We start from the raw sequence: 26221 nt of genomic DNA, 5'->3' as shown, positions 1-26221 counted from the left end.
TTTAAAGCTACTTTTCTGTGGATAGTGTGAATATCATGTTAATAAGTTCGGATAACGGTCTTTTGTTGTAATATTCCATCTTCTAAAGTTTTTTTAGCTTTTTACTTACCGTGGACATAAACGCTTCGACAGAATGTGGCGCTTAGATAAAAGTTCTCTATTAAATGAAGATGACTGTTCGTCTGGTAATGTCTTACACCTAGAATTAATTGCTGCAGACGCTTCACTTTTCGCGTAGATACACAATGCGTACAGATTTTTTGAACTAACGAGTAGCTGTAACCTGATACTGGCTCGTCCTATGACATCCGCCGAAGGTTATTTCGTGATTCAGGCGTTTGAACACTAGCTGAAAAAACAAAACAAGCATTCATCTCTGCCTTAGAGGAAGAACTCTTTAGCTGAATCAAGAAAAAAGACTCTACATAAATCCGATTTTACGTCGCATTTTTGTAGAGTCTATAGGTCTATGCTTGTCTATCAAATTGTTGAATCATTTTATGCAATGCTTCCGATTGCTTTTTTAAACTTTGAGCAAGATGCTCTACTTGTTCGATTGCATGCGCTTGCTCTTCAGCTGCACTACGAACTTCCTGTGCACCTGCTGACGTTTCTTCTGCAATAGCTGCGACTTCTTGCGATTGTCGAGCTGTCGTTTCAATATTATGCATTTGTTGTTCAATTAAAGAAGAAATCTCAACAATAGCTGTTGCCATTTCATGTACATTGGAAGACATTCCTTCTACTGCTGTCGTAGTTTCAGAAACGCGATCAGCTTCCTTCGTAGCAAATGCCACTTGTTCGTTCATTTGTTTAACAACTACTTCTACATTTTGCTGCATGGACTGTATTAATGCTGTAATACCTTGTACAGCTTTCGCACTTTCATCAGCTAAACCACGAACTTCCTCAGCCACCACTGCGAAGCCCTTTCCATGCTCTCCTGCACGAGCTGCTTCTATAGAGGCGTTTAATGCCAATAAATTTGTTTGTGCTGCGATGTCACCGACTAAGCTAATAATACGTTCTACCTGTCCAGCGTTTTCTTCTAATACATGAATGCTTTTCAGCGCTTCATTGTTGCCTGTTGCAATTTGTTGAATACTATTCACTAATGTTTCGATTGCTTTTGTTGTTGTTGATAAATTATGTAGGATCTCTTTAGATTGCGATGCTGATGCCTCTGCTCTACTATTTACTTCAGTTGCTAGAGCTCGCACATCCTCAATTGCTTCAGCAGTATCTTGTACAGCTGTTGCGGATGCTTCTGCCCCTGCAGAAATATGCTTCACTGTAGAGGCGATGCCTTCTGCTTTTCTAGTTGCTACTCCAGCTTCATCTGAAAGCTGAATAATCGATTGATTAGTTTGTTGGAAGTTATGATCAATACTCTCTACCATTTGACGTAAATTTAACACCATTTGTTGGAATGCCTCTGCAACTGATCGAATCTCATCATTTGTTTTAGGCATCTGTACATCCTGTCCAATTTTCCCTTCTGCCACAAGCGTTGCAGAATGTTCAAGCTGCTGTAAAGGTTTGATTAGGATTACACTAAATATAGCAGCCAATATACCTGACCATGTAATACCTAATGCGTAAGTAATCAATTCAAACAATTTTCGATTCGTTTCAGGGAAGAAAGTTGGCTGTAAAAACTCAATGAATATAAAGCTGACACTGTAGGTGATTAATGCAAGTACGCTAACAAATAACACCAATTTAAGTCGTAAACCAAATTGTTTTTTCATAGGGCCCCTCAATTCTTTTCTAGTTTTTTTATTAATTGATCTACCAATCCCTTTAATTCTGCAAATGTTGCTTCGTATATTACTTTATTTCCACCATAAGGATCCCCTACATTTTCCAGACTGCCTTCATTTGTATACTCTTTCAATGTAAATACTTTATTCTCAGCTTCTGGATAACTTGAAAGCACGGTGTCTTTGTGAGCAGTAGTCATCGTTAAAATTAAGTCTGCCCATTCCATTTCAGTCATTGATAATTGCGTCGCAAAATGCTGATGTGACATTTGCGCTTCATTTAGCACTTGTTGTGCATTTGCTGACATTTGTGCGTTTGGCATAGCATAAATACCCGCCGAGCGCACTTCTACATTGTCTATCTGTTTATGTTTTAATATGACTTCTGCCATTGGACTGCGACAAGTATTGCCTGTACAAACAAATAATATTTTCACACTTATCACTCTCCAGTTTGATTTATTGTTGAATAGCTAGAATACTCATGATAATAAAGATAATCCCAGCGACTATTTGAATTCTATTGCCAAAAAAGACTTGGCTTCTACGTGCAATGACTAATGACCCATAAGCACAAATTAGAGCACTCAAGCCTGCGCTCATTATAAAAATTGTTTTTTCTAAGTGTAGCATACCAAAAGAAACACTAACTGAAAAGGTATCTAGGCTTGCAGTCACAGCTAAAAGTACAGGTGAAATCATTACTTTTTCATCTCTATGAGAGAATAATAGTAAATGCATCCCAATACAAAATAATAAAATACTCGAAATCCATTGTCCCCATTCTAATAGGAAACGAACTAAATAGCTTCCTAATTCAAATCCTAATAACGGGAAAAGCATATGCAGTGCAGCCGTCCATAGTGCCAGAAATAAACGATATCTAACATTTGGCAGCAAAACATATAGACCAATCACATCAACAGACGTTAATATACCTGCAAGAATCCCCTGCAAGAACGCACTCCTTCGCTCCCTAATATTTTATCATTTTATGCTCGGAAATACATTATTATCATAATTGTCCACACAATAGATTTTCTTTTTTGTGCATGTGATAAATGAACATAAAAAAGGACAAAAGACATTGAAAAATTTTCATGTCTTTTGTCGCTAGTTTTTTCTACAATGAATACCATTTACCGCCAGAGGCTTTTTCCAATCGATTCATTATAGCTGCGCCTACACCTTCTGTTGAGGTTGTGGTTGCTAATATAACGGTAGCTGTTGTTTTATCACATGCTCTAAGTGCATTGTATAAAGTCGCACCCATTTCTTGCTTACTGCCTGCTTCACCAATGGAGAAGTAAAAATCGGCCTTGATATGTTCAAAATTAGCAGGTGCAAGTAGTGCTACCACATGTCCCTCTTGCTGCAATTGCTGAACAGCTTCACTGACTTTCTCATAATGACAATCTATTAAATACACAGGAGCATTTGGTGCGTAATGTGTATATTTCATTCCTGGTGCCTTAGGTGTCGTTTCTAACTTCTGCTCTATTTTTGTCGGCTGAATAACAGGCCCAATTTTAGCCTCAAGCATTTCTTTTGTAATACCACCTGGACGTAAAATCACTGGAGGCTCATGTGTCACATCTAACACAGTGGACTCAAGCCCTATCCCTGTAGAACCTCCATCTAAAATATAAGGTATGTACCCTCCCAAATCATCTAATACATGGACTGCCTCTGTCGGGCTTGGCTTACCACTACGATTAGCACTTGGCGCAGCAAGCGGTTTTTTAAGCTGTTGCAGCAAGGTAAGTGCTACTGGATGATCTGGCATCCGAATGCCAACTGTCGATAATCCAGCTGTTACACTTCGAGCTAATACATTTGGCTTTGCTGGCATCACAAGCGTTAGTGGACCTGGCCAAAATAAATCCATGCATTGTTTAGCTACTTCAGAAATATGGTCTATATAAAATGCTACTTCCTCTTTTGTGCCAACATGGACAATTAAAGGATTATCTGAAGGTCGGCCTTTTGCTTCAAATATCTTTTTAACTGCCATATCATTTGTGGCAACTGCTCCTAAGCCATAAACTGTTTCTGTCGGAAATGCTACTACATTGCCTTCATTTAAGATATCCACAGCTTGTGTATAATTAATCTGACTATTCACATTACTGTCCACAACCTTGCAAACAGTTTCCATGATTAAAACCTACCTTCAATTATTCATTTTTCACTGAATTATCCACATATTGTTTATAACTTATTAAAAAATGTGCATAAGTTATCTGAATTTGTGCACAATTCATTCAAAAAGCCCTTTAATCCATTCCCATATAAAGAACGTTACCTTCTCTTCTTCCGGCTCTTCTTCTTTTACTTCTTCTTTGTCAGGCTCACAAATAGATGGGAAGATACTGCACCACCAGTTATCCCCACGTGCATCACCAATCTTAACAACAATTGAATGATACACATTTTGTGGATATAGTACAGCACCTTGTCTTTTCGGTGGAAATAAGTTATCCCCAACGACAACCTGTGTATCCATCTGTGGATAATTTTCGCTCAATTCTGTTTCAATTTGTTGTTTTAACGAAAGAATTTGCTCATTCCCTACAAGTCCAGCAGTAGCCACTTGCATAAAGTATGGTTTTAAATCTTGGGCAAGCTGCTCTTTCTCTAGCTGATCTTGTATAGTATTACTATTCGCAATGACACGTATACGAAAATCCTTTTCTTGCTCATTATTAGTAGCTTCCTTCGCAAAGCCTACTAATGATGGAATATATAAAATACATAGTTGTAAAGCAATCGCAATTATTACTAGTCTAGCAAAAGCTAGAAAGATATTTTGTTTAGGTAATCTAATAATCTTGTATTCGTTTAACATAAAAATCCCTCCTTGCTCAACATTGTTGGCAAGATTAAGATACTTTATACATGAATCTCACAAAAAATCATTCGAGGTTTACCATTAATATCTTTCTCTATTGAAACTGTAGCCTGTGGAAAACTATCTTGAAAGAATTTGGCTACTTTTTCACCTTGTGTATAACCGATTTCTAACCCAATCAATGCTGGTCTATTCATACAGGCTGGTAATTGTTCAGCTAATTGTCTATATAAAATAAGACCTTCTTCCTCTGCAAATAGCGCACTATGTGGTTCATGCTCAAGCACAACACTCGACATTACTTGTACCTCATCAAAGGCGATATACGGTGGATTCGATAATACAATATCAAATTTCTCTCCTGCAAGCGGCGCTGTTAAATCACCCAATCTAAAATCTATATCCGCTTCTAATCGCTGGGCATTTTTTTGTGCAGTTGCTAGTGCCTCCTTCGATAAATCCGTAGCTATAACTGTTAACTCTGGGCATTCCATCTTCATCGAAATGGCAATGGCACCACTTCCTGTACCGATATCAGCTAACTTCAATGTTTGATGTTGAAATAATTTAGGTATGCGATTAATTGTACCAAATACCAATTCCTCTGTTTCAGGTCGAGGAATTAATACAGATTCATCTACTATGAAGGAGCGGCCATAAAATTCCTCACTACCAACACAATATTGTACAGGACGTCCACTTGCATGTTCTTCTATCAATGCTTTAAATTTTTTTTGTTGCTCCGCTGTTAGCTCACTCTGTAAATGCAACATAACCCCTGAATAGCTAGTACCCAGTACATGTTGCATGACGATACGCGCTGCTGTTGGCTCACGACCATTATCCATTAAAAAAGAAGAAGCCCACTCAAGGGCCTCATTCACATTTTTATAGGTCATCATTTAAACGCTCTAACTTCGATGCTTGCTCTTCCAAAATTAGCGTATCGATAATTTCGTCTAGTCTACCTTCGACGATTTGATCTAGCTTTTGAATCGTTAAACCGATACGGTGATCAGTAACACGGTTTTGTGGATAGTTGTATGTGCGAATACGCTCGGAGCGATCGCCAGAGCCGACAGCAGATTTACGTGTAGCATCAATCTCTTTTTGCGCTTCCTGCAAATACATATCTGCAACACGAGCACGTAGAATTTTCATTGCTTTTTCACGGTTTTTAATTTGTGAACGTTCATCCTGCATCGAAACCACAACACCTGTTGGTAAATGGGTCATACGAACAGCAGACATTGTTGTATTAACAGATTGACCACCTGCACCAGAAGAAGCAAATGTATCTACACGAATATCTTTTTCATGGATTTCAACATCTACTTCCTCAACTTCAGGTAAACACGCTACTGTTGCCGTTGATGTATGAATACGGCCTTGTGATTCTGTAGCAGGAACACGTTGTACACGGTGTGCACCATTTTCAAATTTGAATTTTGAATAAGCACCTTGTCCGTTAATCATAAAGATCACTTCTTTATAGCCGCCCATTGGGTTTGGCGTAGCTTCCATAATATCAATTTTCCAGCCTTGCGTCTCAGCATAACGAGAATACATACGGAACAAATCGCCTGCAAAAATATTGGCCTCGTCACCACCAGCTGCACCACGAATTTCCATAATAACGTTTTTATTATCATTTGGATCTTTTGGAATTAATAAAATGCGCAAACGTTCTTCTAGCTCTTCCTGCTGTACTTTTAATAGGTTAAATTCTTCCTTCACCATTTCATGCATATCAGGATCTTTTTCACTATCTAACATTTCACGTGTATCGGCTAACTGCTCTTTAACACTTTTATATTCACGATAAGTATCCACTGTTTCTTGGATATCTGATTGTTCCTTGGAATACTCACGTAATTTCTTATTATCATTAACAATATCCGGATCGCTCAAAAGCTCTGTTAGCCTTTCATAGCGATCTTCCACTGCTTGTAATCGATCAAACATGGATTTCACCTCTATTTAGTTTTTTATAATATGCTCCTTCTTTTACAGAGAAGCTTTCAATCGAAATTCCACTAAGGCATAACGGTCATTTACATAATTTATCTTGAATCAGCAAATGTTTTTGTACCGAAAGTGAAGGGTCAGGTACAGGAGACTCCCCCTCTATAGGGGCAATCAAGATAAATCCTCTAGCGGATGTCACAGATTTTAAGATAGGCCTGCACGACTTAGGTCCGTTAAACGTTGTCACAGGACGTGACGGTTTAAGGTTAACTTCTACTCATCAGCTTGAAAAAATCTGGGCGTATTGTTTATCTGCGCCAAAGCAAAGCTCAGCGTCAATTACGCCACAGCGTAATTGATTTTCACTACTTAGTATAAGGAAAATTTCGCATGTACGCTACTTTTTCTTAGCGCTTCCATAGGCATACTATTTGGATGTAGCTTTACAGCGGTGGATGTGCGTGACATTTTCTGCAAACCGGATAATAGGAGTCATTACCACCAATTTGGATTTGATCACCTGTGTAAACTGGCTTTCCACTTTCATCTACTCGTAAATTCATTGTTGCTTTTTTATGACAGAACCAACAAATTGTTTTCATTTCCTCAATTTTATCTGCATATGTAAGCATGTACTGGCTACCTTCAAATAGCTCATTTTGAAAATCATTTTTTAAACCAAAGCCCATCACGGGAATATCTAATTGATCCACAATGTTAGCTAGTTGTAAAACATGTGCCTTTTTTAAAAATTGAACTTCATCCACAAGCACACAGTATGGTTTGAGGTCATTATTTTTGACTAGTTCAAAAATATTTGTATCTTCATAAACGGGAATGGCTTGTTGTCTTAAACCTACCCGACTGGAAACAAAACCAACCTCATCACGCGTATCTAAACCTGAAGTAAACATCATTACAGGCTTTTGTTGTTCTTCATAATTATGGGCAACTTTTAGAATTTCTATTGATTTCCCACTATTCATTGCACCATGTTTAAAATATAGCTGTGCCATTTTGTCTTCTCCCTTTCTTGTGTCTATATGGATTTTGAAAAGACTTGCATCAACATGTATTATTTACTGAAAAAAATACCTGCCAAGCGCATGCTTGGCAGGTATTAAACTAACATTAGTTTTTAAGACCGTATTTTTTGTTGAAACGATCCACGCGACCATCAGCAGACGCGAATTTTTGACGGCCAGTATAGAATGGGTGACATTCGTTGCAGAACTCGACAACGATGTTTTCTTTTACTGAACCAGTTTTGAAAGTGTTCCCACAAGAGCAAGTTACTGTTGCTTCTTTGTAGTTAGGATGAATTCCTTGTTTCATATTCGTTTTCTCCTCTCGCCCTGAACCATCTGGAACAGAGTATTATCGAACTGTACCTTACATAGCCCGAATATGTCGACTACAAAATTTGTGTCGAAAGGGTCAGCTACATATGTACACGTTGCATACTTTTCGATTATAGCATAGTCATTTCATTATTTTCAAGAAAAAAATATTGAACATAAGACTTCTCTAATCCTTATCCACGAACTTCACGATAATCATTGTCTACTAATCCTATTTTTTCATTTCGTTCTTTAAAACGAATATTATGTGAAGATACATAGGCTACTTTTGGTGCATCTGGCTCCAAATATAGCTTAGCACTATTTAATGCAAGTATTCCATCCGTAAATGCACCAGCAATTAATCTTACTTTACTTGGATGATCAATAAAATCGCCCGCCCCATAGACACCAGCTATGTTTGTTTCACGATTCTCATCGACGATTGCTACCTCATCTTTGATGTTTAATCCCCATTCTTCAAGTGCACCATAATCACATTTCAAACCATGATTCACAATAACGGCATCGATCTCTATACGCTCAACCTCATCTGTTTCCTTATTCACAATGGATACAGACTGTATTAAATCACCATCACCATGTAGTTGAACAACCTCATATGGCGTTTTCACACGTACTGAGGATTCTTTCATTCGCACAACATTTCTTTCATGTCCGCCAAAGTCATCACGGCGATGAACGACCGTAACACTTGCAGCAATTGGCTCTAGCTCATTTGCCCAATCGACAGCAGAATTGCCGCCTCCTGAAATTAAAACATGCTTGTTTCGGAAAATCTCTAATTCCTGTACTGTATAATGTAAATTCGTTACTTCATATCGGTCTGCACCTTCTATTTCAAGCTTTTGCATAGAAAGAACGCCATAACCTACTGCTAAAATAACCGTTTTAGAATAATGCTTCTCACCTGTAGAAGATGTTAAAATAAATGTCCCATCCTGTTGCTTAGTTAATTTTTCGACCTGTTGGTTTAAAACAATTGTAGGATCAAAAGTTTCAGCTTGTTCAACGAGTTGTTCAATAAGCTTGCCACCTAATATAGGCGTTACCCCACCGACGTCCCAAATCATTTTTTCAGGGTAAATTAACATACGACCGCCCAGCTGCGAGCTATACTCAATAATTTTCGTTTTTAAATCTCGCATTCCACTATAAAAGGCAGTATAGAGACCTGCTGGACCTCCGCCAACAATCGTTACATCATATAGTTCCTTTGTCATTTCTAGTACCCATTCCCTTCAATCTTGATTCGATCATAAAGTTTTGTGACAAGCACTAAACTACAACTTGTTATTCTTCCCTTCAATAAACACACTATTCGTTTTCAATAAAAAAACGACATTTATTCCTTCAATCGTGCCAATAAATATAAGAAGTAAGGTGCTCCTAAAACAGCTACCACAATCCCCGCTGGAATTTCAGAAGGTTCTAAAATAGAACGACCGATCGTATCAGCCATTAAGACTAAAAAGCCTCCTAACAGTGCTGCGGTTGGCAGTAAAAACTGATGCTTCGCTCCAACAAGCTGTCGAGCTAAATGTGGTGCTACAAGTCCCACGAAACCAATGCCTCCACTTACAGAAACACTAGCTCCAGCTAAACCAACAGCAGCGGCCAACAGCCAACGGCGCTCTTTTTCAATAGAAGCACCTAGCCCAACAGCAGTTAATTCACCTAAATTTAATACGTTTAATACACGTGATTTTGCATAGACAAAAGGCAATAAGATGACTAACCAGGGTAACAACGACAGCACAAATCGCCAATTCGAGCCCCAAATGCTACCTGCTAGCCACGTTGCTACAAATTGATAATTTTCTGGTGATAGGCGTAGTGTTAGCACAATCATAGCCGAGCTAATCCCTGCTGCTACAGCTACCCCTGTTAAGATTAAACGCATCGGAGTAATACCTTCATGTCTTTTATAAGAAAGTGAATAAATCAACACCGCTGTCAATCCTGCCCCTACAAAAGCTAATACTGGTAGTAAAAAAACAGGTGCTGCTTTTGTTGTAGGAAAAAATGATACATATAGCATGACGGCAAGTCCTGCCCCTGCATTAATCCCTAAGATACCCGGGTCTGCTAAAGCATTTTTAGAAATGCCCTGTAAAATAGCACCTGATATCGCCAAGCCCATACCTACTAATACAGCAATCACAATTCTCGGAAGTCTGAATTCAAATAATATAAGCTGCTGTTGTGCATCACCTTGACCAAAAAGTGTCCGCAGAACTTCCATTGGTGTCAGTTTAATAACCCCAGTATTCATACTAATAACAAAGGTAATGATGATTAACACGATGAGTGTAACAAGGATGGAGAAATTCTTTCTTTTCGCCTTAAGCTGACTTGGTGTTAAATAGCTGTTACTCATAGTTCTTTTCCTCCTTTTCGTGCTAAATAAAGGAAGAATGGTACACCGATAAAGGCAATTAGTGCGCCAATCGGCGTTTCATAAGGTGGATTGATTATACGTGCCACTAAATCAGCTAACACAACAAGCAATGCCCCATATACTATAGAACAAGAGATAATCCAGCGATAATCATGTCCAACTATGTATCTCGTTAAATGAGGGATAATTAACCCTACAAATCCAACCGCACCGACAACCGACACGGCTGCACCCGCTAAAACTAAAACAATGATCATTCCCCATACTTTTACAACTGCCGTACGTTGCCCAAGTCCAACTGCAATTTCTTCTCCTAAGCTCAGTACAGTGATTGAACGTGATAGAATAAGTGCTCCTATCATCGCAACAAATATCCATGGAGATAATATTTGTAGATGACTCCATTTTGTGCCCGAAACACCACCCGCATACCAAAATGCTAGGTCTTGTCCAATGCGATAATATAGAGCAATTCCTTCTCCTAGCGCTCCAAGTAAAGCACTAACAGCAGCACCAGCCAGAACTAGTCGCATTGGTGTTAAGCCACCTTTTGAAAGTGAGCCAATACCATAAACAATGGCAACACCAAGACCTGCTCCTACAAAGGAACATAAAATTAAAAACATATAAGGTAGTCCGGGGAAAAAGGCAAAGCACACCGCTAACATAAATGCCGCTCCGGAGTTCAAGCCAAGTAACCCAGAGTCTGCTAATGGGTTACGTGTCATGCCTTGCATAATCGCACCCGCTACTGCAAAGCTTGCACCTACTAGTGCTGCTCCAAGCACTCGTGGTAATCGAATATCATGGATAATTTGATGTGTTGTTAATTCTGGTGAAAAATGGGTAACTGCTGTCCAAACAGTACCCAATGAAATATCTGCTGCACCAAAAGAAATCGATAAGCCAATGGCAAATATTAATCCAATTACTCCTACGATTAAAGCTACTACTCCACGGATCGGATGAGATCGTTTCTGTAGCTCCTCTAAATCGTGGAGCTCTCCTACTCCTGTCGACGTAGTCATTTTATTTCCTCCTCATAACTTCCAATTAAAAGTGCTGACTAGATTTTTCCCTTCATATCGTACAACTGATAAGATAGGCAGATTGGATTTTTACTATATGGACAAACAGCCATTTCTGCATCAATATTGAATACCTTTTGTAAATTCTCCTTTGTCATCACTTCTTTTGGATTGCCACTCACCATTAAATTTCCGTCTCTCATAGCCATCATAAATTGAGAGAATCGTGACGCATGATTTAAATCATGCAAGACCATAATAATTGTTCGTCCTTCTTCCTTATTTAGTTTTTGCAGCAGCAACAAAATGTCCAACTGATGGGCTAAATCTAAATAAGTAGTAGGTTCATCCAGTACTAAAATATCCGTGCCTTGCGCCAATGCCATGGCAATCCATACTCGCTGACGCTGGCCACCTGATAATGCCTCAATTGGTCGATCACTAAATTCTCTCAGCCCCGTAACATCGATAGCCCAATGGATATATTCATAGTCTTCCTTTTGCAATGTACCAAACCCTACTTGGTGAGGAAAGCGGCCATATGATACCAATTCAAAAACCGTTAACCCTCCTGGTGCTGTTGCTGTTTGAGGTAAAATAGCCATTCTTTTGGCCACTTCTTTTGTCTTTAATTGGTGTATAGCTTTGCCATCTAAATAGACAGCACCGTTCTGTGTTCGTAAAACACGTGCAACAGCCTTTAATAAAGTAGACTTGCCACAACCATTTGGACCGATAATCGTGGAGATTTGCCCTTTAGGAATCTCCACACTTAAATCATTGACGATGAGTGCTGAGGAATAACCAATCGCAACATGATCTATTTCAAGTACTGACATCTTTAACTTCCTTTCATTTTTGAGAATGCTACGCTAATTTTCGCTCTTATATTTGTAATCCAAATTGAGCTGTATACAAGCCATAGTATGCATTTTTGCGTTCCATTAATTGCTCATGTGTGCCCTCTTCAATGATGCCCTTTTTCGATACAACGACAATTCTGTCTGCATCCTTAATCGTCGCTAAACGGTGGGCAATCACTAATGTAGTACGTCCAATGGAAAGCTCGTTTAATGCTTGTTGGATAGCCTGTTCAGTTTCTGTATCCAATGCGGATGTTGCTTCATCCAGTATTAAGATTTTTGGGTTTTTCAAGAAAATACGGGCAATGGATAATCTTTGTTTTTGGCCACCTGATAATTTAACGCCACGCTCACCAATTAATGTATCCATGCCTTCAGGTAAAGCATTAATCACATCTGTAAGTTGCGCTCGTTGTGCTGCATACCAAATATCTTCTTCACTGGCATTTAAATTACCATAAGCGATATTTTCACGAATGGTACCATCGAATAAAAAGACATCCTGTTGAACAATCCCAATATGCGAACGTAAAGATTGCAGTTTAAAATCACGTATATCAAGACCATCAATTTTAATGGAACCCTCATTTACTTCATAAAAACGTGGCAATAAACTACAAATTGTAGATTTTCCTGCACCAGATGGACCTACTAAGGCAACAGTTTCACCAGGACGTACCTTTAAATTAATTTGATGTAAGGCACGATTATTGGCAGCGTAGCCAAACGATACATTGGAGAAAGTAATTTCGCCATCGATTTCATTGATGTCTTTTGCCTCTGGACGATCCGCAATTTCAGGTTCTGTTTCAAGGAATTCAATATATCGTCTAAAGCCTGCCATCCCCCTTGGATAACTTTCTATAAACATATTTATTTTATTAATTGGACCTAAAAGAATACCTGAAAGTAAAATAAATGCGATAAAATCACCATTTGTTAAATGTCCATTTAATACAAAATAAGCACCAACTAATAGTGTAAATAGTGATAAAACCTTCGTAAGTATGCCTGAAATTGCTTCATTCCAAGCCATTACTTTATAGGAAAACAGCTTTGTCATACGAAATCTTTCATTATTTACTTTAAAGCGTTTAATCTCATGATCTTCATTTGTAAAGGCTTGTACAACACGAATACCACTTACATTGTTTTCAACTCGTGCATTGAAATCTGCGATATCTCCAAACATTTGACGAAATGCTTTGGACATTAACTTCCCAAAAATAATCGTCAAAATTAAGATGATAGGTACAAGTAGGAAAATAAGAATAGTAAAGGTTGGGTCAATATAGAACATGACACCAAACGTCCCTATAATCGTCATTGCCGCAATAAAGATATCCTCTGGACCATGGTGAGCAAGTTCACCAATATCCATTAAATCGTTTGTTAATCGAGAAACAAGATGCCCTGTTTTGTTATTATCAAAATATCTAAAAGATAGCTTTTGCACATGGCTAAAAGATTCCTTCCTCATATCGGTTTCAATATTAATTCCTAACATATGTCCCCAATACGATACGATGAAATGTAGAATGGAATTAAATATATATAAGGCAAACAGCAATAAACTTGCCATAAAGATCCATTTTATTTCTCCATCTGGCAGAATATCATCAATTACTTTATTTAAAACCATCGGAAACGCTAGCTCGATTAGCGCCACTAATATGGCACAACTAAAATCTAAAATAAATAAGCCTTTATAGGGCTTATAATATGAAAAAAAGCGCTTTAATAACATGGTTGCAGCCTCCTTTTGCAATATCATTCTACGTATCTAATAATTGAGCAATCTGCTTATACAAACAATTAGCTCACATGTTTTCACAGTTATTGTTGCTGAGCCTTCGTAAAATCAACTATTTTATCAACTAGTTCTTCAGCTTGATGTAAACCAGAGAGTGGATCAGAAGCAAAATAATATTCAGACGGAAGCTCTACTATTTGATTATTTTTAACGACATCTAAATTAGTCCATGTCGCTGGCATCTTCCTATCTTTGTTAAAGAAGTTAATCATGAAGTTATAGTCACCTACATAGTCACCTACTACCTCATAGGAAATTTCATAACGTCCCCTACTCGATTTCTTTGTATCATATAACTCCTGCACCTTTTCTTGAGGTTTCATGCCCAAAATTTGATAGAGTGCTCTACCGCCTGATACACTTGAATTCCCAACAATCGTTGCATTTTTTACAAACATTTCATAAATAGTAAATGATGCTCCTTCTGGAATGACATCTTTAATTTTTTCTTTAGCTTTTGCTATACGATCTTCAAATTCCTTTGTAAATGCTTCCGCTTCTTCTTCTCTTCCTAAATAATTAGCCATCGCCTTAATTTCCTCAGTCGCAGATTGATGAGCATCTTCGGCAAAGACAATTGTCGGAGCAATTTTTTCGTATTTCTCTACATCCTCTGCATTCCATGTAATAATCAAGTCTGGTTTTAACTCTAATACTTTTTCTAATGACACCTTACCATCTGTTCCAATATTCGTAATTTCCCCATCCTTGTAGTGTTGCTTTAAAAAAGCAGCATAATCGAGGTTAGCCTTCACACCCCCAACTGGTACAACATCCAACGCTAAAATTTGACCAAGATACCAATCGGTTACAACTCTCTCTGCCCTCACCGGAATCTCTACTTCCCGCCCACTATCATCTGTTACAGTTCTAGTCTCTGCAGTATTTGAAGTAGTTTGTTCAGCTACCTTAGTTTGGTTTGTATCTTCATTACATGCTGCAAGTAAAACTAACAGGCTTAGTAAAAAAGGTAGTTTTATATGCTGAATCACCTTTTCCTTCATGATTTCATTTTCTTCATTCTCAAATCGTTTTGCTTGCGCGAGCTGATTCTTATTGTATTGAAAATGATTCTCACTTGTAATGGCAATTTCGGACATGCTAGATGTATATTTCAGCCTAAAACTACTTGGTGCCATATTTGTTGCTTTTTTAAAAGCACGACTAAAATAATATTCATCTTCAAATCCCAGAGAAATAGCGATTTCTTTTATGCCATATTGGTTGGCTAGCAAATACTGTTTAGCTTGCTCTATTCTCAATTGCTGTAAATAAATTTGTGGACCTACTTCATAACGGGCTTTAAAGATGCGTAATAAATGACGTGTACTTATCTGAAGCATATCGGCTAATGTCTGTATAGATAATGGTTGATGAATGTGTTGCTTGATATATAATCGTGCTAATTCAGCCTTATCGATTTCATGTGGTTTACCCTGTCCTTCAGCTAATTCTTGAAACACTCTGTAGATGAGCTCATAGAAAGAGGCCTTCACAGATAAATGCTCCTGAATAGAGCCGGACTGCCATTTACTGTTCATATCTTGGAGAATGCTATAAATGGCTATAGGATTCGAGGGCACACAAGAGAAATGTGTTTGAAAGGGTTGATAGTGCATCTGTAAATGTTGCATAAAAGCATCTTTATACATAACATCACCCTTATAGCTAATGAGGAAATAGCTGACATTCTGTTGTGCTGTTATCTGAAGACATTGGGATTTCCCAATATGAAAAATACTGAAGCGTTGCACATGATAGGGTTGTTCATCAATAGCAATTTGTACATCACCCGCTGTTACGATAAGAAACGTACTATGTGTTAATTCCTTTGATACTTGAACATCTGATTTATTTATGTAATCGATATGCTTCAACTGGATAAATGCATTTTCCCAAAGAAGCATATAGGCATCAAAATTCATACTTGTCTCCTTCAATAAACATGTTTATAGCACCATTATATTGATAATGATTATCAATTTCAATATACAGTAGTAAAAAATATACAAAAAAATCACCATCGACAATTTGTTTGTCAATGGTGATGTTGTTTTATAAAAGGCCCTTACCTTTTGTTGCCTTTTTCATATCTTCGTTCAATTTTTCAAAAAATTCTTCGTTCGATTTTGTTGTGCGTAGCTTTTTCAGGAAGCGTTCTGCGAAATCAGGCGCATCCGAAAATGTTTTACGAATAGCCCATAGCTTTTCAAGTTGTTCTGGCTCAAGAAGAAGCTCTTCTTTACGTGTACCTGAACGACGGATATCAAGCGCAGGGAAAATACGGCGCTCTGCCAACTGACGATCAAGATGAAGCTCTAAATTACCTGTTCCCTTAAATTCTTCATAGATGACTTCGTCCATACGAGACCCCGTATCTACTAAAGCTGTCGCTAAAATAGTTAAGCTACCGCCTTCCTCAATATTACGCGCTGAACCAAAGAAACGTTTCGGTCTATGGAAAGCAGCCGGATCAATACCACCTGAAAGTGTACGTCCACTTGGCGGAATTACTAAGTTAAATGCACGTGCTAAACGTGTGATGGAGTCCATTAAAATAATCACATCACGCTTATGCTCCACTAAACGTCGTGCGCGCTCTAATACAATTTCCGCCACTTTTACATGGTTCTCTGGTACTTCATCAAATGTTGAGCTTACGACATCTGCATTCACAGAACGTTCAATATCTGTAACTTCCTCAGGACGTTCATCAATCAGTAAGACAATTAACTCTGCTTCTGGGTGATTGGTAGTTATAGCGTTTGCAATCTCTTTTAATAATGATGTTTTACCTGCCTTTGGCGGTGCAACAATTAAACCACGCTGTCCAAAACCTACAGGTGCAACTAAATCCATTATACGTGTTGATAAATCACGCTGTGTTGTTTCAAGCTTAATTTGTCGATTTGGATATAAAGGTGTTAATGCAGGGAAATGAACACGTTCCTTCGCTACTTCAGGATCTTCGCCATTGACAGCATCCACTTGTAATAGACCATAATAGCGTTCATTTTCTTTCGGTGGTCGCACCTTTCCTGACACCTTGTCCCCATTACGTAAATCAAAGCGACGGATTTGGGATGCAGAAATATAAATATCTTCTTTACTTGGTGAATAGTTAATTGGTCGAAGGAAGCCAAAGCCCTCTTGCGAAACAATTTCTAGTACGCCTTCCATAAAGAAATAGCCCTCTTGCTCTGAACGCGTTTTCAAAATAGCAAATATTAATTCTTTTTTCGTTAGCTTGCTATAATATGAAATTTTATATTGGCGTGCAAGGGCGTAAAGCTCTTTTAACGTCATGTTTTCTAATTGAGCGATTGTCAATGCAGACATATGCACAACTCCAGTCTTTTTCAAAATATAATACAATTATTGGGGTTATCATTGAAGTTTTTACAATAGGCTCTTTAACGCTTATATGGTTACCTCAGTTTAACAATTCCTACTGGTACATTTTCCACCATATAACTAAACATTGCCTTAAAAATATGGGATGGTTAATTTAAGAAGAAGGTACCTAGCACAATAGATGTACTAGGTATATTTTAGAAGAAAATATCATTAATATCTAGGTTTTTTCTCAAGAGCGTGACGGCCTTCAACAAAACGGACCGTACCAGATTTAGCACGCATAACGACTGAATGAGTTAAGGCATAAGCACCTTTATATTGAACACCCTTTAAAAGCTCGCAATCTGTTACAGCTGTCGCTGCAAAAATAGCATCATCACCTTTTACTAGGTCATCTAAATAAAGAACTTTTTCAACATCTACACCCATTTTTGTGCAGCGTTCTAATTGCTCCTCATCCTCTGGTACTAGTTTTGCTTGGAAGTCTCCACCTAGGCATTTTAAGGCTACTGCCGCAATAACACCCTCTGGTGCTCCACCTGTTCCAAACATAATATCAATACCTGTTTCATCAAAAGCAGTATTGATTGCTGCGCCAACATCGCCATCTTGAATAAACTTAATACGTGCACCAGCTTCACGAATTTCATCAACAATTGCTTGGTGACGTGGTCGATCTAAAAGGGTTGCTACAACATCAGAAATATCTTTATTTTTAGCTTTTGCTACTTGTAATAAGTTAAAAGTTACAGAAGCATTTATATCGACTTTACCAGCTGCTTCTGGCCCTACAGCAATTTTCTCCATATACATGTCTGGTGCATTTAGCAGTTTGCCTTTATCTGCAATAGCTAGTACCGTCATTGCACCATTCGTACCTTTTGCCACAATATTTGTACCTTCTAAAGGATCCACTGCGATATCTACTTGTGGACCACCATTTCGTAAACCAAGTTCTTCACCAATATATAGCATTGGTGCTTCATCCATTTCACCTTCACCAATTACTACTGTAGCATGCATTGGAATTGTATCGAACATCTTGCGCATCGCTGTTGTTGCTGCATCGTCTGCCTCAATCTTTAAACCGCGCCCCATCCATTTCCCGGATGCGATTGCTGCTGCTTCTGTTACTCGTACTACTTCCATCGATAAACTACGTTCCATTGTTGCTTTGCCTCCCGTTATCGGCATCTTTACGTGCCAAAACATTCAAATTACCTCTATTGTAACATAATTGGCTGAAAACTTTTAGCTCTCATTATTCCTTTGTCTCAGCTACGCGTGCCATGATTGTTTCACGTCGAATATCAGCGCCTAACTCACGTAATTTCTCAATAAGTGAGCTATAGCCACGTTCGATATGATAGATATCCTGAACCTCAGTTTCACCTTCTGCTAAGAGACCAGCTAATACTAAAGCTGCACCAGCGCGAAGATCTGTAGCTGTTACGGTTGAGCCATGTAGTTTACTTGGCCCTTTTATGATAGCCGTATTTCCTTCTACACGAGCATCTGCATTCATACGACGAAGCTCATCGATATGCTTAAATCGAGCTGTATAGATAGTATCTGTTACTTTTGAGGAACCAAATGCTTGTGACATTAGCACAGCAAGTGGTTGCTGAATGTCCGTTGGGAATCCAGGGTATACCAATGTTTTGACATCCACTGCCTGTAATGTGGAGAAGTCTGTTTTTGGTACATAGATACTTTCTTCACCAATTTCAATTTTCACACCCATTTCACGAAGCTTTGCAATAATTGCTTCTAAATGCAGTGGAATAACGTTATCAATTGTAATACCATCACCGACTGCCGCAGCCATTATCAAAAATGTGGATGCTTCAATACGATCTGGAATAATCGTATGCTCGGTACCATGTAGCTCTTCTACACCTTCAATACGGATGACACTTGTACCTGCACCTTTAATATTGGCACCCATGTTCGTTAGAAGTGTAGCTACATCAATAATTTCAGGTTCCTTAGCAGCATTTTCAATGACAGTACGTCCCTTAGCAAGCACAGCAGCTAACATGATATTGATTGTTGCTCCAACGCTTGCCACATCTAAATAAATTTTTGCCCCAATCAATTCATCTGCACGTAAATAGATAGCTCCATGCTCATTGGTAATTTTAGCCCCCAATGCCTCAAAGCCCTTTATGTGTTGGTCAATTGGCCGTGGTCCTAGGAAACAGCCACCAGGTAATCCAATGACAGCCTTCTTAAAACGTCCAAGCATAGCACCCATTAAATAATAGGAAGCGCGTAACTTTTTAACATTACCGTTTGGTAAAGGCAATGCAATCATATCTGTTGGATCGATTGTCATTGTGCCATCCTCAAACGAAACTTCCCCACCAATTTCCTCTAATAAAGCCTTTAACGTCCAAGCATCTGAAATTTCGGGTATCCCTCCAATAGTCACTGGAGAGTTCGCCAAAATTGATGCAGGAATTAAGGCGACTGCACTATTTTTTGCACCACTAACTTTAATTGTACCTCGTAGACGATTTTCGCCAGTAATTTTATAAACATCCATTTTGCGTTCTCCCTCATGATTGGAAAGTAGTATTTTTGCGATTGGCTCACTTTATATTCTTATTATTCGCCTTTTCTCTTATTCCAATCCGCTAAAAATCCTTCAATTCCTTTTTCAGTTAATGGATGGTTGAAAAGCTGCTTTAATACTTTAAATGGCGTAGTTGAAATATGTGCTCCCGCTAAAGCTGCTGCCGTAACGTGTTGTGGATGACGAACAGAGGCAGCAATAATTTGCGTGTCGATATTATGAATTGTAAACATATCTGCAATTGTTTCAATTAGCTCTACACCATTTTGACCAATGTCATCTAAACGGCCGATAAATGGCGATACGTATGTAGCACCAGCACGAGCAGCCATCAATGCTTGGTTTGCACTAAAGATTAATGTCACGTTTGTTTTAATACCTTTGTTTGCAAAGAAACGACACGCCTCTAATCCTGCTGGTGTCATTGGTAATTTCACAGTAATGTTTGGAGCAATAGCAGCTAAATCCAAACCTTCTTTAATCATACCTTCTGCATCAAGTGCAATAACTTCCCCGCTTACAGAGCCGTCAACAAGCTCCGCGATTTCACGAAGACGATCATGGAAAGAAACATTCTCTTCTTTAGCAACTAATGATGGGTTTGTTGTAACTCCTGATAAAATACCCCATGCATGTGCCTCTTTAATCTCTTCAAAGTTTGCTGTATCAATAAAAAATTTCATACTATTTCCTCCTGATCATTTTTCTGATATTGTTAAATATTTTCCAAAATTTCATTATGTCAAAAACAAGAGAAGGTCGATTGAAAGCATCAACACTTCTCTTATTATGTGTATTTATCTATGCTTTTGTAACATATTAAATGCAAAAATTATGCTTTTTGTGCACTACCAAATTCACGAATTTTACCAATAACTGTTGCTTTAATGGCTTCACGTGCTGGACCCAGGAATTTACGAGGATCGTAAACAACTTTGTCGTTTTCAAGAATTTCACGAATTGCTTTTGTTGCTTCAATTTGATTTTCAGTATTGACGTTGATTTTAGCTGTACCTAATGAAATGGAACGTTGGATATCTTTCGTTGGGATACCTGTACCACCATGTAAAACAAGTGGAAGATCAGCCAGTTTAGAGATTTCTTCCATTTCTTTGAAGCCTAGGTTCGGCTCTCCTTTGTAAGGACCGTGTACAGAGCCAAGTGCTGGTGCTAAGCAGTCGATGTCAGTTAGCTCAACCATTTTGCGACATTCTTCTGGATCAGCGTAAATAATACCACCGATTACGCCATCTTCATCTCCACCAACTGTCCCTAATTCTGCTTCTACAGAAACGCCTTTAGCATGTGCGTATTCTACTACTTCTGAAGTAATTTTCACATTTTCCTCAAATGAGTGATGTGATGCATCAATCATCACAGAAGTAAATCCTGCATCAATTGCTTCTTTACATTTTGCAAAGCTAGAACCATGGTCAAGATGAATCGCTACAGGAACTGTAGTACCGTAAGATTCCATTAAACCTTTTACCATGTGAACAACAGAAATAAATCCGCCCATATATTTACCTGCGCCTTCAGAAACACCAAGAATCACTGGAGATTTTTCTTCTTCAGCTGCTTGTAAAATTGCTTGTGTCCATTCAAGGTTGTTAATGTTGAATTGACCTACAGCATAACCTTCTGCTTTCGCTTTAATTAACATCTCTTTCATAGATACTAATGCCATACTAAAAATCCTCCTCATAGGACTATTCTTTCTACATAAATATGCTACTCAATCATAGCAAAAATAATAGCCCCTGAAAAGCAGGGGCTATTATTTTCTACACGAAAGCGTAGTGCAACGTAGCGGCAGTGTCAGCCGTAGTGTAGTGTCAACGTAACGTAGGCTGCTCCTGAAATGCAGGGGCTATTATTTTCTACACGAAAGCGTAGTGCAACGTAGCGACAGTGTCAGCCGTAGTGTAGTGTCAACGTAACGTAGGCTGCCCCTGAAAAGCAGGGGCTATTATTTTCTACACGAAAGCGTAGTGCAACGTAGCGGCAGTGTCAGCCGTAGTGTAGGTAGCACCCGAAATGCATAAGTAAAAGTATATTTTGCTCATTACTAATATAAACATAAAAACAGGCCGTGTGGTGTCCACTGCCTGTTCATTAAACTTGTAAAGCTTTATTAACCTCATCACGCACTTCAAAAATATCAAAAGGTTTCGTAAAGTAACGAATGGCTCCTAATTCTAAAGCTTCTTGCACAACATCGAGCTCGCTATATGCCGTCATCATAAATACAGGGAGCTTTGGAAATTTTTCTTTTAAACGTTTCAAAATTTCAATACCATCCATCCCAGGAATCTTCATATCCAGTAAGACACAATCCATCGCTTGCTCATCTGCATACTTTAATGCCTCTGAACCATTTGCTGCTAAATATGTAATATATCCTTCCTTTTTCAGCACTTCATTTAAAAGTAAACGAATTCCCTGCTGATCGTCGACAATTAGTAATCGTTTCACATTTCATTCCGCCCTTTTTTATTTTTATTCTTACATAAAAACTTTCTTTATTATGTATAATTCTCCTTTTTCAGCTTAATACCTTCTAGTATTATAAATTATCTGCTTTTGCTTTCTACCTTTCTCCCCCCTATAATATTGATAGAGGTGGGAACATGTCAAAAATTCTAACAACACAATTAAGCGGATTATTACAAAGAATAACTCAAAATGAAGAGGATGCCATTGAAGAAACAGCAAGGCTCCTTGCACAAGCAGCCATTGGCGAAGGAAATGTATATTTCGCTTGCTTTGGTGAAATGCAAGTTGTTGAGTTCAATGCATTTCAAGCAGTTGAACCTTTTAGCAAGTTAGCTGCTTGGTCTTCGGATACAAACTTAACTGAATCTGACCGCGTTTGCATTTTCACTCGTAGCGCGCATGATGAAGAGGCACTAGCTCTTGCTCAAAAATTAAATAATCGTTTTATTCCTTTCGCTGCTGTTGCTAGTGAAGTAGCCAATGCGGAAAACCCTCTTGCAGATTTGGCCTATACGTATATTTCTACACGCGTCAGAGGTGGTTTATTGCCAAATGATTTAGGACAGCGAATTGTTGTGCCACATACGATTGCCGGACTTTTTGTATATGAAGCAGTGAAAATTGCTTATGATGAAATGCTTGGATTTGATGATGAAGAGCTGTAAACATCCATTAAAAAGAGTTGTCTCAATAGACGAGACAACTCTTTTTTGATTATTTGAATGTTGCGCCGATAAAATCACGGAACAATGGCTGTGGTCGATTTGGACGTGAAACTAACTCTGGGTGGAATTGACATGCTACAAAGAAGTTGTTTTCTGGTAGCTCAATAATTTCAACCAATTTACCATCAGGGCTTGTACCTGAGAAGACAAGACCTGCTGCTTCCATTGCTTCACGATATTCATTGTTAAATTCATAACGGTGACGGTGACGCTCATAAACAAGCTCTTTGCCATAAGCTTTACTTGCCTTAGAACCGTCTTTTAATTTACATGGATATAACCCTAAACGTAATGTACCACCAATATCTACATTATCATTTTGATCTGGTAAGAAATCGATAATCGGATACTCTGTAGTTGAATCAAGCTCTGTTGAATGAGCGCCTTTTAAACCAATTACATTACGAGCAAATTCTATTGTTGCTAATTGCATACCTAAACAAATACCTAGGAAAGGTACATCATTTTCACGCGCATATTGTGTCGCTAAAATTTTCCCTTCAACACCACGATCACCGAAGCCACCTGGTACTAAAATCGCGTCAGCACCCTTTAATAAAGAAGCTACGTTATCTGCATCTACGTGTTCTGCATTAATCCAGTCAATTTCAATATCAGAATTATATGCATAGCCTGCATGCTTTAATGCCTCTACTACTGAAATGTAAGCATCTTGTAGTTCTACGTATTTCCCTACTAGTGCTACCTTTCTTTTGTTTGGTAAGTTCTTCACTTTTTCTACGAGGTCACACCATTCTTCCATGTCTGCCTCTGGTGCTTTGATGCCAAAATGATCAAGAACGATATCATCTATATCTTGTGCGTGAAGGTTTAATGGTACTTCATATAAATGCTCAGCATCACGAGATTCAATAATTTCATGTGGTTGAACATCACAGAATAATGCTAATTTCTCTTTCATATCTTGTGGCACTTCTTGTTCTGTACGTACTACGATAATATTCGGCTGAATACCTAAAGAGCGTAATTCTTTAACAGAATGTTGAGTAGGTTTTGTTTTAAGCTCACCAGCTGCTTTAATATATGGAATAAGCGTACAGTGAATATACATTACATTGTCATGACCTAAATTTGATTTCATTTGACGGATTGCTTCAAGGAATGGCAATGATTCAATATCCCCTACTGTTCCACCAACCTCTGTAATGACAACGTCTGCATTTGTTTCACGACCAGCACGTTGGATACGATCTTTAATTTCATTTGTAATATGAGGAATTACTTGTACTGTTCCACCGTTGTAATCTCCACGACGTTCTTTCTGTAATACAGATTGGTAAACACGACCTGAAGTTACTGTAGAATGTTTGCCAAGATTAATATCAATGAAACGTTCATAGTGCCCTAAGTCTAAGTCAGCTTCAGCACCATCATCTGTTACAAAAACCTCACCATGTTGATAAGGGCTCATTGTACCTGGGTCAATATTGATATATGGGTCGAATTTTTGAATCGTAACTTCTAAACCACGGTTTTTTAATAAACGGCCAAGAGATGCTGCAACAATCCCTTTTCCAAGTGATGATACAACCCCACCTGTTACAAAAATATACTTCGTCATGAATAAATTCCTCCTTATGATGTTCTAAAATTACTAGATCACTTAGGGATCAGAACAACTTTCATTCAAATACCCTAAAAAAAGAAAAGCCGAGAATGTCTACAAAAATGTAGTCGATTCGAAGCTGTAATCGGTTTTATCTCTTTTCCACTTTCCTTTAAACCTTAAAAAGCTAACATCTATTCAGTCACCGTTTACTATACATCATGATTAAATAAAAATATTTATATTCATATCAGTACTAAAGGCTGGGAGAACTAGACTGAATAAAGTTAAAAACAAAAAAAACGCTCCTCCTGCATAGGTTTGCAGGGGGAGCGTATTATATACACGTTCTTTCTCCTTCTTTTAAGGAGCCCAAGTAAAAGATTAAACGTAACCGTGATAGAAGTCAAGATTTTTTACATCAAGCTTAAAAGAAAGAAAATTCAAAGAGTACTGTATTAGTTCTCTTCCTCTTCTTCTTCATCGAACTCTTCATCATCTTCTTCAGTAAAGTCTTCATCAATTTCTTCATCGATTTCTTCTAATTCTTCGTCTTCAAAATCAATATCTTCTTTATCGTCATCTTCTTCAATTTCATCTTCATCAACGAACTCTTCAAAATCCTCGTCAAAGTCGATGTCTTCTTCTTCCAAATCTTCTTCAAGATCATCTTCTTCATCAAAGGCAGCTTTAGATTTTTTCTTTTGTGTCTTAACAGAAGGTGCTGTTTCTTCTTCAATTTGCTCTACTTTAAACCATTCACGTAAGCCCCAGCCTGCTTCTTGATTATACAAGAAACGGCCATCTACATTCATATCTGTGTAAAATTGTAGCAGACGGGATTTTATTTCTTCATCACTGTAGCCCACAAGTTCTTGAATTATTTTTAACAAATCATTAAAAGACACTGAGGCACGTTTTTCATTTAATACTGCATAAGCTAAGTTAATTAACGATTCTTCAGTTAATTGTTCCTTTGTCATTTCACGAAAATTCAATTCGTGCACTTCCTTTCCCTCATCACAATGGACGTTATAAAATTACATGGAGCTTTATTTTCCAAGCGCAGCAAAAAAGGCCACGCAAAAGGTACTTTCCATACAATAAGCATAATACCCATTATATACAAAGTTTTAGCCCCTTTGCTAGCTTCAATTACTGTTTTTTATATTACGCATTTTTTTTATTCCAAGATAAAACAAATAGACAGATAATAGTAGTAAAGGAATAGCGCCAATTTGCTTATTATACAGGAAAATGGCTCCCAATACTAAAGCTAATATAATTATGTAGTGAATAGCTGATTTCATCCTCTACTGCGCCTCCCCTTTTTTTTACATTTCTATTATAGCTGAAATAAAAAGAAGTGCCTAATCTTATGACTAGACACTAGAAATTAGAGAAGTACGTCCCATAAATTAGAAAAAATGATAGAAAGCAAGAAGTTTTG

Annotated in this window: 24 protein-coding genes; 1 reads left to right on the top strand and 23 read right to left on the bottom strand. The window is 38.0% G+C overall.

Annotation, left to right across the window (positions count from 1 at the left end; translation table 11 throughout):
* Window positions 1–467: 467 nt before the first annotated feature.
* The 21 genes from GJU32_RS19700 to GJU32_RS19600 form a co-directional block, all read right to left on the bottom strand.
* Entirely contained in the window at window positions 468–1751 is a 1284-nt protein-coding gene (locus tag GJU32_RS19700; protein WP_155593628.1) for a methyl-accepting chemotaxis protein, read from the bottom strand.
* A gap of 8 nt (window positions 1752–1759) precedes the next feature.
* Window positions 1760–2200: a low molecular weight protein arginine phosphatase gene (locus GJU32_RS19695; RefSeq protein ID WP_155593627.1), complete on the bottom strand. Its 441-nt coding sequence runs from the start codon at window positions 2198–2200 to the stop codon at window positions 1760–1762.
* Between the two features lie 22 nt (window positions 2201–2222).
* Window positions 2223–2720, bottom strand: coding sequence for a manganese efflux pump (locus tag GJU32_RS19690; RefSeq protein WP_155593626.1), 498 nt, complete (start codon window positions 2718–2720; stop codon window positions 2223–2225).
* Between the two features lie 166 nt (window positions 2721–2886).
* Window positions 2887–3921 carry an L-threonylcarbamoyladenylate synthase gene (locus tag GJU32_RS19685; protein ID WP_155593625.1) on the bottom strand — a complete coding sequence of 345 codons (1035 nt, stop codon included), beginning with the start codon at window positions 3919–3921 and terminating at the stop codon, window positions 2887–2889.
* 102 nt (window positions 3922–4023) lie between these two features.
* Window positions 4024–4611 (bottom strand): stage II sporulation protein R, encoded by a 588-nt coding sequence (locus GJU32_RS19680; RefSeq protein WP_155593624.1) that lies wholly within the window; start codon window positions 4609–4611, stop codon window positions 4024–4026.
* A gap of 44 nt (window positions 4612–4655) precedes the next feature.
* Window positions 4656–5516 carry a peptide chain release factor N(5)-glutamine methyltransferase gene (gene prmC, locus GJU32_RS19675; RefSeq protein ID WP_155593623.1) on the bottom strand — a complete coding sequence of 287 codons (861 nt, stop codon included), beginning with the start codon at window positions 5514–5516 and terminating at the stop codon, window positions 4656–4658.
* Window positions 5503–6579, bottom strand: coding sequence for a peptide chain release factor 1 (gene prfA / locus GJU32_RS19670; RefSeq protein WP_155593622.1), 1077 nt, complete (start codon window positions 6577–6579; stop codon window positions 5503–5505). Before prfA ends, prmC begins: the two co-directional genes overlap by 14 nt.
* A 446-nt stretch (window positions 6580–7025) precedes the next feature.
* Window positions 7026–7598, bottom strand: coding sequence for a thymidine kinase (locus tag GJU32_RS19665; protein ID WP_155593621.1), 573 nt, complete (start codon window positions 7596–7598; stop codon window positions 7026–7028).
* 115 nt (window positions 7599–7713) lie between these two features.
* Window positions 7714–7917 carry a 50S ribosomal protein L31 gene (gene rpmE, locus GJU32_RS19660; RefSeq protein WP_054611246.1) on the bottom strand — a complete coding sequence of 68 codons (204 nt, stop codon included), beginning with the start codon at window positions 7915–7917 and terminating at the stop codon, window positions 7714–7716.
* A gap of 199 nt (window positions 7918–8116) precedes the next feature.
* Entirely contained in the window at window positions 8117–9166 is a 1050-nt protein-coding gene (locus GJU32_RS19655) for an NAD(P)/FAD-dependent oxidoreductase (RefSeq protein ID WP_155593620.1), read from the bottom strand.
* Between the two features lie 122 nt (window positions 9167–9288).
* Window positions 9289–10323 carry a FecCD family ABC transporter permease gene (locus GJU32_RS19650; RefSeq protein ID WP_155593619.1) on the bottom strand — a complete coding sequence of 345 codons (1035 nt, stop codon included), beginning with the start codon at window positions 10321–10323 and terminating at the stop codon, window positions 9289–9291.
* Window positions 10320–11372 (bottom strand): FecCD family ABC transporter permease, encoded by a 1053-nt coding sequence (locus GJU32_RS19645; protein ID WP_155593618.1) that lies wholly within the window; start codon window positions 11370–11372, stop codon window positions 10320–10322. Before GJU32_RS19645 ends, GJU32_RS19650 begins: the two co-directional genes overlap by 4 nt.
* A gap of 38 nt (window positions 11373–11410) precedes the next feature.
* Window positions 11411–12211, bottom strand: a complete 801-nt coding sequence (locus GJU32_RS19640; protein ID WP_155593617.1) for an ABC transporter ATP-binding protein — start codon at window positions 12209–12211, stop codon at window positions 11411–11413.
* Window positions 12212–12257: 46 nt separating this feature from the next.
* A complete protein-coding gene (locus GJU32_RS19635; RefSeq protein WP_155593616.1) occupies window positions 12258–13982 on the bottom strand; it encodes an ABC transporter ATP-binding protein in 1725 nt (574 codons plus the stop codon).
* A gap of 89 nt (window positions 13983–14071) precedes the next feature.
* Window positions 14072–15973, bottom strand: a complete 1902-nt coding sequence (locus tag GJU32_RS19630) for a helix-turn-helix domain-containing protein (protein ID WP_155593615.1) — start codon at window positions 15971–15973, stop codon at window positions 14072–14074.
* Window positions 15974–16103: 130 nt separating this feature from the next.
* Window positions 16104–17387, bottom strand: a complete 1284-nt coding sequence (gene rho / locus GJU32_RS19625; RefSeq protein WP_155593614.1) for a transcription termination factor Rho — start codon at window positions 17385–17387, stop codon at window positions 16104–16106.
* Between the two features lie 228 nt (window positions 17388–17615).
* Complete coding sequence (gene glpX, locus GJU32_RS19620) at window positions 17616–18572, bottom strand: class II fructose-bisphosphatase (protein ID WP_155593672.1); 957 nt, start codon at window positions 18570–18572, stop codon at window positions 17616–17618.
* 94 nt (window positions 18573–18666) lie between these two features.
* Window positions 18667–19953 carry a UDP-N-acetylglucosamine 1-carboxyvinyltransferase gene (locus GJU32_RS19615; RefSeq protein ID WP_155593613.1) on the bottom strand — a complete coding sequence of 429 codons (1287 nt, stop codon included), beginning with the start codon at window positions 19951–19953 and terminating at the stop codon, window positions 18667–18669.
* Between the two features lie 62 nt (window positions 19954–20015).
* The gene (gene fsa, locus GJU32_RS19610) at window positions 20016–20666 is read right to left on the bottom strand and encodes a fructose-6-phosphate aldolase (RefSeq protein ID WP_155593612.1); all 651 of its coding nucleotides are present in this window, start codon (window positions 20664–20666) and stop codon (window positions 20016–20018) included.
* 149 nt (window positions 20667–20815) lie between these two features.
* Entirely contained in the window at window positions 20816–21670 is an 855-nt protein-coding gene (locus tag GJU32_RS19605) for a class II fructose-bisphosphate aldolase (RefSeq protein WP_155593611.1), read from the bottom strand.
* 428 nt (window positions 21671–22098) lie between these two features.
* Window positions 22099–22458, bottom strand: a complete 360-nt coding sequence (locus GJU32_RS19600; RefSeq protein ID WP_155593610.1) for a response regulator — start codon at window positions 22456–22458, stop codon at window positions 22099–22101.
* A gap of 155 nt (window positions 22459–22613) precedes the next feature.
* On the opposite strand from GJU32_RS19600, the gene GJU32_RS19595 reads away from it, so the two are divergent.
* Window positions 22614–23144, top strand: a complete 531-nt coding sequence (locus GJU32_RS19595) for a DUF2529 family protein (RefSeq protein WP_155593609.1) — start codon at window positions 22614–22616, stop codon at window positions 23142–23144.
* A gap of 49 nt (window positions 23145–23193) precedes the next feature.
* On the opposite strand, the gene GJU32_RS19590 is transcribed toward GJU32_RS19595, so the two are convergent.
* Both GJU32_RS19590 and rpoE read right to left on the bottom strand, forming a co-directional pair.
* The gene (locus tag GJU32_RS19590) at window positions 23194–24786 is read right to left on the bottom strand and encodes a CTP synthase (protein ID WP_155593608.1); all 1593 of its coding nucleotides are present in this window, start codon (window positions 24784–24786) and stop codon (window positions 23194–23196) included.
* A gap of 443 nt (window positions 24787–25229) precedes the next feature.
* Entirely contained in the window at window positions 25230–25769 is a 540-nt protein-coding gene (gene rpoE / locus GJU32_RS19585) for a DNA-directed RNA polymerase subunit delta (RefSeq protein ID WP_196426746.1), read from the bottom strand.
* Window positions 25770–26221: the final 452 nt, after the last annotated feature.

Origin of the sequence: Lysinibacillus cavernae (assembly GCF_009724685.1) — a bacterium.
Lineage (GTDB): Bacteria > Bacillota > Bacilli > Bacillales_A > Planococcaceae > Lysinibacillus > Lysinibacillus cavernae.
The sequence above is the reverse complement of the archived record's forward strand: the minus strand, read 5'-3'. Positions and strand labels throughout refer to the sequence as shown.